The organism is Sphingobacterium bovistauri (assembly GCF_020295405.1).
Classification (GTDB): Bacteria; Bacteroidota; Bacteroidia; order Sphingobacteriales; family Sphingobacteriaceae; genus Sphingobacterium; species Sphingobacterium bovistauri.
On record NZ_JADEYP010000006.1, the window covers coordinates 1 to 12,854 of the forward strand.

Genomic DNA, 12,854 nt, shown 5'->3' on the forward strand with positions numbered 1-12,854 from the left:
TTAAACCGGACAAAAAATATCCGTCTAAGGAACCGATCTGCACAACAACTTTTTGTTCTTTTCAGACCTCAACTCTGAGGGGACACTTTGAAGTGGTGAAGGGGGGACAGTTTAAATGGTATATCCACGACTAGTGAAGCAAATAAAAAAACATTGTATGTTATTCGGCTATTTTGAGACGCAAAACTAATCTAAAAGAATTCCAAAAAAATAGAAAAGGCTTTTATGCATTATATTTCAATACCAAACTTGATGTTGTAGCGTATAGAAAAATAGCTGATGGGGGATTAGATGCTGTGATGGTTGATATGCGATGATTATGTCATCAGCTCTTTAGTCGAATGTTACACGAATTGCTGTTGCTCATAATCACCCCTCTGGAACCATGACTCCAAGTTCTGTTGATAGGGCTTTAACAAATAAAATCATCGAAGCTGGAAAAGTCTTAGATATACAGTTATTAGATCATCTTGTTCTAACTATCAATAATTATTACTCATTCAGAGATGAAAGAGAGTTTTAGACTTTCGAATTCCTACGAAGGATAATTTTCAGTACTTATAGTAAATATTAGCCATTGTCAAGACTATCAATGGCTAACATACTCTATTAATGTATTATATAATATTATCGTGAACATTTAGAATTGCATCACTCAAGCTTTGGACGTGTTCATGTTCAATATTTTTAAGCTCATCAATCAAAAGAAGATAGTGTTCTTTCAATAAACGCAACTTTCCAATTGCCAGAGCGTGTAGAAATTCTAACAATGCTTCTCCTTGATATTCATCACTATGTTTTGCAAAAGTCTTTAGAAGCATCAACATGTCCTCAGAATTCTTTCGACTAAATGAATAATTTAATTCCTCAGGCTTGGCTGCTCTTAGAATTGCTGCTTGAATGATTCCATCGTTGAAACGATTAAAAACAAATGGATCGAGTAAATTTTTGACAAAATTAGTCTGATAAAGACCATCAACTCTATTGTTTCTCATATTATTTAAAACACAAGAAATAGTAAAATAAACATCTGATTGAGTTACTTGATTAAAGTAATCATTACTATTAAAAAAGGCTGAATTTTTTCGGATTTCCAATTCATTTCCTAAAATATCTGGATAAAATATTTTTTGCGATCCCCCTTTAAATGATTTACTTGAAAAACTATTTATAGTCTTTATTCTTTCATTTACAAAACTAGACGCTTCATCCATGTCTTCCTGAATTCCTTTTAGATGATCTAACTCTACTTCCCACGGAGTTGCTATATTCGAATTATCACAGTTAATAGTTTCTATCTCGACAAATGAACTATTTTCAGCACCGTATAAACCATATTTAATATTACTTTTAAGCTCTTTATGCTTGTCAGAATCGCTAATCCTATTGATTCCCACAAAATAGACAAGTCTAATATTATTGTAATTTCTAAAATATCTACTTAAATAAAGTAAGTTTTTACCATTTGTTATACAAGAAGCTACAATCAAAATGGAACCGGATTCGTCTTCAGAAATCTTTTTATCCGCTAATTCTGATTGATTAATCACTTCAATTGAATTATTAGAGAAGGGAGTTGTCTTTTCTAAAATGTACTTTGCTAATAACTCTGATCCCTTATCGTTTAAATGAATTATATATTTCAACGAGGCTGGTACATACTGATTAACAAAAGCATCTATCTTATCTTTATGGCTTCCAAATTGTTTGTTTTCAATATTTTTAATAATATTCTCGTAATCAATATATAAGTTGTATTTCTTCCTACTGATAGTATCTTCGCTAAAAGAAACTTTTAAGGAAGTATCAGTTGTCTCGTTAAATTTAAATACCTCTACAAAATCTTTTAAGGACTTTGTTACATATTTGCTCGCAATAATATTCCTTGTATTTACGATAGGTTCATCCAAACTGAAGGAATCACCAACAATCTTAATTGCAGTGGATTGATTCTCACAAAACATGCATTTTTCACCTACTTTGAATTGTTTATAAACATCTAACCCATATCCGAGCTTTTCATTACGTTCTAAATTACAAAGCACTCTTTCAAGAGAAAGGTTTGAAGTTTTTTCTATTGGAAGATAGTAAAGAACACAAATGTCCTTAGAATCTATTTCTGGATGGTTTTCCTTTAAATAATGCACCAATCCCCCTGAAGTAGAGGCTGAAATTAAAAAAACAGAATCACTATCGAATACAGTCTCTTTACTATAAATGCCATCGTAAGATTTAAAAGATTGAATATTTATATCATTTAATTCTTCAAAACGTTTCAAATATTGGTTAATTGAGTACCCTATAACATTGATTGATAAAGTATCACAATAAATATTTTTAATTTTCTGATTTTTAAATTGATGCAAAATATTCAAGCCAATGAAATCAATCTCACTTTTTTGAACTAATACATTCGCTGTCCTTAAAAATTTCGATGAATGTTTTCCAGAAGGGAATACATAATGATGAGAAATTCCACTACTTTCGACTAATCCTCCATTTAAAATAAAAATATTCGACAACCCTTGATTGACAATTTCCCTAATATTTTTTTTTAGAAAACTGTTCTTACTAGAGAAAGTAAATTCATTTCGGTTGTAAGCCCCGTAAAAAAGACTTTCACTTAGTGAATTTTCTTCCGCTCTAGGTATACTTCTGAAAATATCATCAAGCTTTTCCTCAACTTCTTTTTGAGCTGAAAGATCGGTTGAACAATGAAGAAAAATTAATGCACTAGTTTGATGAAAATGTCTAAAATGCTCCGTTAGCTCTTTTTTTAAAGCTCCAAAATCAAATTCAATATTTGGGTTAAAGATTATTGTAGCATTCTTATATTTTTTATCCTCAATCGTTGAGTTATAAATGTAAAACTTCCCCATTACTGATTGCTTTTAAAAGGATATAGAATACTGATATAAGAACCCTGTGATTTCGCTACATTATCCGTCTGAAAGCTATTGTTATTCCAGTCTTCAAGCTTTAAATCATCTAGTTTATCTATATCAATTGGTTGATAATTATCTTTTATAAGATCCCTATACACAGAATATCTATCGGTAAGTATTTTTACAAACCCCTTCTTATTAAGTATATTCAAAATTCGATCAAGCCCCATACCTTTTTTGGATCTTAAGTTTGAATTTGAAGAGGTTTGATTTTTGACAAGACACTTCTTAATAATTTCAAGATCTGTACAATTTTCTTTTTGATAAAACTTATCAATAAAACCTACACCAGAATCAAACACTAAGATTTCTAAATAATAAACCTGTTTAAGGTCATTTAAACAGTCCTGTTCAATAAATGGATGTTTGAAAAAAGATTGAATAGCAGTACCCTCATATTCATTTAGAATAGTATCTATCTTATTTTTATGAAACCTAAAATAAACACCACGAATACTTTCAGAAATTTCAATCATTTTTTCATCTGTTCTACCCCATTCATAGGTGTTTTTAGTCAATTCGTAAACTATCGCACCAATATCATCAAGAATGCTTTCAAACTCCCTTTGATTATTTTTGTTAAAAGTCAAGATATACTCGTCAAAAATCTTCTTAATATTTTCTTTAATCTGATTTTCGTCATCGTTAAATCCATTTTGATTTTCAAACAACTTTATTAAGCCCTTACTTTGAGGTAAATGATCGGTATTTGTGAAAATATATTTATTACCTTTCAATCTTGACAATGAATTCATTTTTATAAAATATTCATTTTGCTTTTCCCTAAGAGTTGCCTTGATATTAATAGTATTTTTATCAATAAAAGTAACTTTATTCCACAATAATGAAATAATTGGATACGCATACTCATGGTCATAGAATCTATCGATATTCGAAACTTCATCGTCAAGAATGACAACTTTGATGTTAGATTTTGTGTTTAATGTTATAACGAACTTTAATAAATCCCCTAGTAATCCATAAGTATATTTATCTATAGAACTCGGTACCTTTAATATTACATTATCCACTTGCTGATTATTTATATATCTACTATATAAATTTTCGATTTTGCTAGGAGTGATATTTTTAGGTATTGATATTTCAGTCATTGATTTCCAATTATATGATACTTAACTACACATTCTACTTCTGCGCATTAATTCCTCGATTGATCAGTTCTTTCACTACACCGAACATCATTGCTGAAAAATCCTCTTTGAAATCCTTGTTGTCGGAATAAAGCTTATAAAGATCAAAGTTGGTGGTTATATGCTTTAACAATTCTTCACCTACAACTTTGTCGCTGGTAATCCTTGCATTTTGATCATCTGAATGCTGAATAGAACTTATCAACTCTTTATTTTTAGCTACATCACTAGCAATGTTTTCTGCCATTTGGCGTACCTTGTCCGCATCTTCAAATTGAGTTCCATAACGATCATTGAACGTTTGTAATATATTTGAAAGTCGATCAATATCAGCTTCAGACCTACCTCCTCGCATATCTGTAGGAATTGGTTTTAAATCCTCACCTTGCTCCATTGCAATATTTGTGGTTGCTTCCAATTGCAAACGATAGCTATCCATGTCAATATTGTCTAATATCCCTTGTGCTAAATCAGTGGGGGTTTCACCACCTAATTTCTTTTGTAAATGATTTAGAAAAATGTACAATCTTTCTAAATATGGATTCTCAAAAGGGACAATCTGAGAAAGAAAAATATATAAACGAACATAGGTTTTAACCTTTGCTCTAAAATCGGCTTGTTGTTCTTCTTCTAAGTCATTTCTAAAAATAACAGTAGAGCTATCGAGCATTGCATGTAACTGATCTACAGAAACATTTTCTAATATTTTATTCGAAAATTCAACGACCTGTTCTCTCGTATAAACTTGAAAATTATCCAAAGCATCTTGCAGATCGAATAATTTATTTGGATCAGTTGCTTCTCCTAAAATTGTACTTTCAAAATAGGGTTTAAATGCTTTTTCAATATCTTCTGCTGTATTTGCAAAGTCCAAAACAAATGTTTCTTTCTTTAATGGATGACTTCTGTTAAGCCTTGAAAGTGTTTGAACTGCATTGACACCTCCCAACTTTTTATCCACATACATTGTATGCAAAAGCGGTTGATCAAAACCTGTTTGGAATTTATTAGCGACCAATAAAAAACGATATTCATTTTTCTCAAATTCAGAAGGAATATTTGCACTTGCAAATCCATTTAAGCTAGCTTCAGTATCCCCGTCTATTTCTCCTGAAAATGCAACAATTGCTTTGTAAGGACTATTTATTTTAGTTAAATAATCATCAAATGCCCGTTTATATTTTACCGCATTAGCTCTGCTGCTTGTTACCAACATAGCTTTTGCTAAACCACCCATTCGCTTTTTCTTTACTACATTTTCTATAAAATGGCTAATGATTAGAATTGCTTTTTTCTTTATGGCGTGATCGTGACTTTCTACATAAGCTTTTAATTTCTTTTGGGCATTTAGTTTGTCGTATTCAGGGTCGTCTTCAATCTTTTTGAGTAACGCATAATAGCTTTGGTAGGTCGTATAATTCTGCAAAACATCCATAATAAAACCTTCTTCAATAGCTTGTTTCATTGAGTACAAATGAAATGCTCTAAACTTGGTTTTATCACCTTCTGTAAATGGAACACCAAACAACTCTAAAGTTTTGTTTTTAGGTGTTGCTGTAAAAGCAAAATAACTGGCATTTGGCAATAACTTTCTTGACTTAATCAAATCTGTTATTAAATCTTCACCTGTTACAGTGTCATAATCATCTGTTTCTATTTCATCATCTTCATTTGGCTTTGCCAAAGCCTCGTTTAGTTTTCTTGCCATTTGTCCACTCAAGCTGCTGTGCGCTTCATCAATAATAATAGCGAAGTTAGTACCAGGCAAGTCACCAATTTCTTCAACGATATGAGGGAATTTTTGGATAGTGGTAATAATAATCCTTTTCCCTTCTTCCAACGCTTCTTTTAGTTGTTTACTTCCTTCAGTAATAGCTTCAACCACTCCGTTTACTTGTTGAAACTGCTTAATATTGTTTCGAATTTGAGCATCCAAAACCCTTCTATCGGTAACTACAACTACCGTGTCAAAAATATTATCAGTTCCCGTTTTATCATGCAAACCAACCAATTGATGTGCCAACCAAGAAATCGAATTTGATTTACCAGATCCTGCCGAATGTTGAATTAAATATTTTTGTCCTGAACCATTTACTTGCGCATCGGCTAATAAATTACGTACTGCTAGTAATTGATGATAACGTGGAAAAATCATCTTTTTTTCCTTTCTGGTCTTGATTTTTCCTTTTTCGTCCAAATACTCCTTTTCTTCCGCTATTAATTGACAAAAGCTCTGTATAATGTTCGTTAGATTCGCTTTTGTTAAAATTTCTTTCCATAGATAGTCGGTTTTGATGCCATTATTTGGCGGATTTCCAGCGCCGTTATTATACCCTTTATTGAAGGGTAAAAAATAGGATTTTTCTTTTTTGAGTTGTGTACACATCCATACTTCCTCAGTATCTACAGCGAAGTTTACCATTAATCTACCCAAACGGAACAGTTCCTCATTTGGGTCTCGATCATTTTTGTATTGCTTTATCGCATGTTGTACATTTTGTTTCGTAAGTTCATTTTTCAATTCAAATGATATCACCGGAATACCATTGATAAAAATCATCAGATCTAATGACTTTTTATCCTTTGGTGAAAAGTAAACCTGGCGCATAACAGAAAACTGGTTAGCTTCATATAGAGCATTGGCAGAAGCATTATATCCCGACACTGGTTTATCGTAAAACAAACGAAGTTTAGTATCTGTAAAGCCGTCTATAATACCTTTGCGAAGTACTTCTATAATACCTTTAGCTTGTATTTGGTCATTTAAGCGTTTTATTATTTTCTGCTTATACAGATCTTTATGATACGTTTTAAGTTTAGCAACAGCTTTAGGTTGAGTCGCTTCTAAAAATTGAAAAAGTAACTCATTATCTAAACAAGAGACATTATCATATGCTTTATTTTCACGTAACACATACTTATTTTGTTCAACCAAATATTGAGATATGTGAGCTTCCAAGCCTTTTTCGGTGGTATCTGTTTGTTTACTCATTATTCAAATTTCTTATTTAGGCGTTCAAGTTCATCCGTAACTTCAGTTAATAATAGTATTCTTTGTTGTCTTGGCATATCCGGATGTATCCAAAATCTTGATTTATCACTTAGTTGCCGTGCCAGCTCTCTATCTATTAATCGAGTTTTAGAAGCTGCATCGTTCCACAAATCCGATAATTGCTGGTTAGCAACATACTCACCATTTTCATTTCTCAAGTAATTATAGGTATAACTCCAAGCTTTAGATATTGATGTAATTGCATCATTTACTCTTACTTTGTGCTTATCGCTGTATTGAAAAAGTTTATCAACTACTGCACTTAAAATCCCTATATCTGCTAAAAAACTCATCCTTAATATTCTAATGTTTCATATTCCTCTCCATCCTCAGCCGCTATACTTAATTCTTCTTCTAATTCTTCATACGTTTCACCTTCTGTAATATCAGGTATTGCGTAGTTTCTAACATCTATTTTACCAGTTACAACTTCAGCAATTAAAGCCGCTTTGTATTCTTCCACTAAAGCTATTTCTCTATTTATTAATGTTTTTAACTCATTTTCTTTTCGAACAAACTCTATCAATTCTTTTTGTAAACTAATCTCTGGCACAGGAATTTTTTCTTTAATTAAAAATCTAGGGTTTAATGGGCGATTTCTCCCTGCTGCTCCTCTAGAATGGTAATCTAATAACAAATGACCTTCTGATATTGTAAATAATGAGAAAAGGTATTCAGGAACGATATTACTCAAATCACAATCAAGCACTGGATATCTATGAGAAGCAACACACCCATCATCATTTATTCCAACTAATGCCACAGCGCCCTCCCAAGCAAATTGTCCACTTAATATAACATCACCTTTTTTTAAATAATAAAAACTAGAATCACCTAATTCTTTCCCTAAAGTTGGGGGCTTATGGAATAATCCTCTTCCTTTATTAAACACTCCTATAGGTATATAGATATCATTATCTAATCTTTCAATCGGTCTTTCAATTAGCTTTGCAACAGAATTTAATCTTAAATATTTTACTCCCTTAGAATTAATAATATTTCTTGTTAAAGATTTTCTTCTTTCAGTGTACAAAGCAAGGATTTGTCTTTTCTGTTGGACAAAACGATTGATTTTTGCTACTTTATAATTTAAAAATTGAGCAATCGCAATTTGTTCCTGTTTTGGCGGGACAGGAAAAAGAAAGTTTTTAAAATTATCTGAAGGCATTCTCCATCTACCTAATTGAGCCGCACCTTGACCTTCTGCAAAGAAAATTTTCTGCTTATAACACATTTGCAAAAGTCTAAGCATATAATTTTTATCTGACTGATTGTCTATTTGAGAAAAAACACGATAATCAGGACTAATAACACCATCGTACTTAGAAATATCAACGTACCCAGTAAGTAAGTCCATATGATTCATTCCAAATTCACCTGTATAAATTCTTTGGTATTTAGAGTAATCCATAGCAAGCTGTCCTTTTCCAGAGGTAATATCTTTCACTTTTATACCATGCTGAGTGATTGACAAAACATTATACCCCAATTCTCCTGCAATTCGTTTTTGAATTCTAAAAATATATTTAAGTCGCTTGGTTTCCCAGTGTTTGGGGATTCTACCAACCCAAGAGATACTACTGTCCCTGTAATAACTGTATTTAATTCTCATTCTACAATCTCTTTTAGTAATCCGTCAGTTTCACTTTCTAACTGTAAAATATCTGAAGCAATATCATCCAATGACCTTAGTGGCTCATACTGATAAAAATATTTACTAAAGGGGATTTCATATCCTACTTTCATTTTGGTTTTGTCATACCAAGCATCAGGTGCAAACGGTAATACCTCCTTTTTGAAATATTCGGGAATGCTATCTTTCATGGGAACATTTTCAATATCTCTTAAACTACTGTCACTACGCGATTTACCTTTACTATCGATTATTTTTTCTCCATTTTCATCTTTCTCTGGTTGATGCACCGTTATTTGGAAAAATCCAAAGTCTTCATTGTCAAAAATTTTACTATACTCGTTTTCCTCAAATGAAAAATACATTTCCTGAATTGTCTGAATATGCTCAGGGTTAAACTGTACTCGTTTATCTCCCAAATTTTTTCGCATTCTTTGATAAAACTCTTCTGACGAAGCATTAATCAACTGTACCTTACCTTTTCTATGTGCTTCTTTTACATTTGTCAATAACCAGATATAGGTGGTAATACCAGTATTGTAAAACATGTCATTTGGTAACTGAATAATGCATTCCAAGAGATCATTTTCCAGTATGTATTGACGAATACCGCTTTCGCTACTACCTGCATCTCCTGTAAACAATGCTGAACCATTATGAACGGAAGCAATACGGCTACCACCGTCTTTCGGGTCTTTCATTTTAGAAAGCATATGCAGCATAAACATCAACTGTCCATCATTACTTCTTGAAGTCAAACATGTTTCTTCCAATTCGCCTTTGAAGTTTTTGATAGGCAGATTGAATCGTTTATCAACGATGCTTATTTTCTTTGCTGTTCCTACGTTTAAGTTTTCTATATCTTGTTTCCAAGTAGTCCCATACGGAGGGTTAGTCAGCATGAAATTAAATTTCAAATCGGGATCAAATCCGTATTCGCTCAGTGTAGATCCAAACTTTATTTTGTCAGGGTCTTCATTTTTCAGCAACATATCCGATTTACAGGTGGCGTACATTTCTCCTGTATTTTCTTGACCGTATAAATGAAAAGTTGCTTTTGATTTTATTTCTCCTTCGGGATTGGTTGCAAATAATTTTGACTGTGTCAACATCGCTCCCGAACCTGCGCAAGGATCATACACTAAAAAAGTGCCTTGTTGAATCTTGTCTTTTACAGGAAGATACACCAGATGCGTCATCAGTTCTATGATTTCCCTAGGTGTAAAGTGACGACCTGCCGCAGCATTTGTTTTCTCGTTGAATCTGCGAATTAAATCCTCAAACATATAGCCCATTGCCATAGGTGATATTTTATCTGGACTTAATTCTACTTTTGGATTACAAAACTTCTCAATTAAGGAGAAGGTAATGCCTGTACTTTCAAATGTTTCTAATTGATTTCTAAATTTGAATTTGCTAATAATGTCTTGTACATTTTCAGAAAAACCATTCAGGTAATCTAAAAAATTGGCATCAATATTTTTAGGATCTGCCAACAGTTTTTTCATCGTAAACTGAGAGGTATTATAAAATGCCAAGCCTGTACCATGCTGTTCGCTTGTTAACAATCCCGATAAATTATCTATTTTATCTCTAAACGCTTCGTGGGTTTTTAACACTTTATCTTTTGTTGCTTCCAATGCTAAATCCAAACGTCTCAGAACCGTCATCGGAAGTATTACATCTTGGTATTGATTTTCTAAAAATTTATTAATCAATACATCGTCTGCAACAGTCCAAATAAAGTTGATGATCGGTTGAAGGGTTTGTGTATTTAAACTCATATCTTATTGTTTCTATTCTGTCTATTTTTTATACGTTCTTTGAGATTGTAAAAATACTTACACCTTTTTAAAACCTATATGTTATATTCATTACTTAGTTAATCTTAAACGTTTTAGTTTTGGTATTAATGAAAAATCTTATGATTTCGTATTAATTGAAGAACTAATCTCTTCCAAAATCAATACAAGGGAAATTTTTGTAATCCGCAAAAGCTATTCTAAAATAGCAAATTTAACCAATTAAATCAGCCAACCAATCCGCAAAATCAATTATTATCAATAATTCATAAGATTAGTAACATTAATGGAGTAGACATTAACTTTATCCAACTTAACAATATTAAAATTTTAATGGAAATTGTCCGAAATATGTCCGAAAATAGAAAAAGCCACTGAAATTCAGTGGCTTTTGTCGGGGTGGCAGGATTCGAACCTACGACCTCCACATCCCAAATGTGGCGCGATACCGGGCTACGCTACACCCCGAAAAGGTATCACCTTTGTTGATTGTGATGCAAATATACAGCGATTTATTAACATGTCAAGACTTTTTTCACTTTTATGGATTAACAAGCTGATTTATTGCAACATATTTTTCCGACGACATCTCTTTTGTATATTTAGAAAAATAGTCTATCATGATGTTAGGAAAAATAATATAAATTCTCTACCTTTGCACTCACCTTAGAAGTGAGGTGGTTTTTTATAAAAACATTTTTAAAATTAAAATAAAAGCTGTAATATTGCATTCCGATTTTTACAGGATATAAATCGTTTATAATTACTCGAAATCATGGATTTAGTAAAATTTGTAGAAGAACAAGCGGTCGTAAGAAATGAAATTCCCGCTTTCAAAGCAGGAGATACCATCAGCGTGCATTATAAAATTCGCGAAGGAAACAAAGAGCGTGTTCAGGTGTACCAAGGTGTAGTGATCCAATTAAACAGCGAGGGTACTAACGCTACTTTTACTGTTCGTAAAATCTCTAACGGTATAGGTGTTGAGCGTATTTTCCCTATAAATTCTCCAAACATTGAAAAAATTGACGTAAACAGTGTAGGTAAAGTTCGTCGCGCTAAATTATTTTATTTACGTGGTCTTACTGGTAAAGCTGCTCGTATCAAATCTAAACGTATTGCAAAATAGTTTTAGACGTATACAAGACGTTATCAAAGCATAAAAAAGGATGTAACATTGTTACATCCTTTTTTATTTTATCTTAACAAGGGAGGTTTCGTTCCCATAATCTCATCAATACGCATTAACACCTCTGGAGTCAATAACGGAAGCACATCTAATGCTTTTAGATTTTCATTCAATTGACTTTCTTTAGTTGCCCCTAAAATAGCTGTTGTTACATTAGGATTGCTAACGCACCAAGCTATAGACAATGTTGACAAGCTGACCCCTAACTCATCAGCAACATTGGCCAAATTAATTACTTTAGAAATTTTATCATCCACTAGAGCTGCGTCTTTCAACCATTCATATCCTTCTAAAGACATCCTTGATCCTTCTGGAATACCATTATTATATTTCCCACTCAATAGGCCTGAAGCTAATGGCGACCATATTGTAGCCCCCATTCCAACATTCCTAAAAATAGATAAAAACTCAGACTCCATTTTGCGTCTATTAAAGAGATTATATTCTGGTTGCTCAACCGCTGGGCCTTCCAAGCCTAATTCTTTTGCTACCATATGTGCTTCCAAGATTTCAGCAGCAGACCATTCGCTTGTTCCCCAATATAATATTTTCCCCTGCTGAATGAGAGTATTCATGGTACGCACAACCTCCTCCATTGGCACATTTGGATCCGAACGATGACAATAATACAAATCCAAATAATCAGTTTGCATACGCGTCAATGCTTCATGACAAGCTTCCATTAAATGCTTACGACTCAAGCCATGCTGATTCGGTTTCTTATCCTCTCCTTTCCAACCAAAAAAAGCTTTACTTGACAAAGCATATGAGGTACGGTCCCAACTCTTTCCTTTCAATACACGCCCCATCATTTCTTCCGACTTTCCTGCGGAATACACCTCTGCATTATCAAAAAAATTGACCCCCGCATCATAAGCAATAGACATTAAACGATCATTATCCTGATCGTCAGTTTGACGTGCAAAAGTAACCCAAGAGCCGAAAGATAACACACTCAATTGGAGCCCTGACTTACCCATTCTTCTATATTCCATAGTTCGTTTTTTTAATAAAAATATAATAAAACAGTAGCTTCAACAAATAGAATTATGATATTATTACACTATGAAAGAAATTTTCAA

10 protein-coding genes and 1 tRNA gene are annotated in these 12,854 nt (G+C 32.7%); 3 read left to right on the forward strand and 8 right to left on the reverse strand.

What is annotated here, in order from left to right; genetic code table 11:
* The first annotated feature begins 173 nt into the window (after positions 1-173).
* Entirely contained in the window at positions 174-317 is a 144-nt protein-coding gene (locus IPZ78_RS04640) for a hypothetical protein (protein ID WP_225551795.1), read from the forward strand.
* A gap of 68 nt (positions 318-385) precedes the next feature.
* Positions 386-523, forward strand: coding sequence for a JAB domain-containing protein (locus IPZ78_RS04645; RefSeq protein ID WP_262903836.1), 138 nt, complete (start codon positions 386-388; stop codon positions 521-523).
* 94 nt (positions 524-617) lie between these two features.
* Here IPZ78_RS04645 and IPZ78_RS04650 read toward each other — a convergent pair whose 3' ends face one another.
* The 7 genes from IPZ78_RS04650 to IPZ78_RS04680 form a co-directional block, all read right to left on the reverse strand.
* On the reverse strand, positions 618-2,879 hold the full coding sequence (locus IPZ78_RS04650; RefSeq protein WP_225551797.1) for a hypothetical protein: 2,262 nt from the start codon (positions 2,877-2,879) through the stop codon (positions 618-620).
* Complete coding sequence (locus IPZ78_RS04655; RefSeq protein WP_225551799.1) at positions 2,879-4,057, reverse strand: hypothetical protein; 1,179 nt, start codon at positions 4,055-4,057, stop codon at positions 2,879-2,881. Before IPZ78_RS04655 ends, IPZ78_RS04650 begins: the two co-directional genes overlap by 1 nt.
* Before the next feature lie 34 nt (positions 4,058-4,091).
* Positions 4,092-7,088 carry a type I restriction endonuclease subunit R gene (locus IPZ78_RS04660; RefSeq protein WP_225551801.1) on the reverse strand — a complete coding sequence of 999 codons (2,997 nt, stop codon included), beginning with the start codon at positions 7,086-7,088 and terminating at the stop codon, positions 4,092-4,094.
* Positions 7,088-7,441, reverse strand: a complete 354-nt coding sequence (locus tag IPZ78_RS04665; RefSeq protein WP_225551802.1) for a hypothetical protein — start codon at positions 7,439-7,441, stop codon at positions 7,088-7,090. The genes IPZ78_RS04660 and IPZ78_RS04665 overlap by 1 nt, the downstream gene beginning before the upstream one ends.
* Before the next feature lie 2 nt (positions 7,442-7,443).
* Positions 7,444-8,760 (reverse strand): restriction endonuclease subunit S, encoded by a 1,317-nt coding sequence (locus IPZ78_RS04670; RefSeq protein WP_225551803.1) that lies wholly within the window; start codon positions 8,758-8,760, stop codon positions 7,444-7,446.
* A complete protein-coding gene (locus IPZ78_RS04675) occupies positions 8,757-10,565 on the reverse strand; it encodes a type I restriction-modification system subunit M (protein ID WP_225551804.1) in 1,809 nt (602 codons plus the stop codon). Before IPZ78_RS04675 ends, IPZ78_RS04670 begins: the two co-directional genes overlap by 4 nt.
* A 412-nt stretch (positions 10,566-10,977) precedes the next feature.
* Positions 10,978-11,051: transfer RNA gene (locus IPZ78_RS04680), tRNA-Pro, on the reverse strand.
* A 307-nt stretch (positions 11,052-11,358) separates the two neighbouring features.
* Here IPZ78_RS04680 and rplS point away from each other — a divergent pair.
* Positions 11,359-11,712 (forward strand): 50S ribosomal protein L19, encoded by a 354-nt coding sequence (gene rplS / locus IPZ78_RS04685; RefSeq protein WP_225551805.1) that lies wholly within the window; start codon positions 11,359-11,361, stop codon positions 11,710-11,712.
* Between the two features lie 68 nt (positions 11,713-11,780).
* Here the strand turns inward: rplS and IPZ78_RS04690 are convergent, their stop codons facing one another.
* Complete coding sequence (locus IPZ78_RS04690) at positions 11,781-12,767, reverse strand: potassium channel beta subunit family protein (protein ID WP_225551807.1); 987 nt, start codon at positions 12,765-12,767, stop codon at positions 11,781-11,783.
* Between the last annotated feature and the right edge of the window lie 87 nt (positions 12,768-12,854).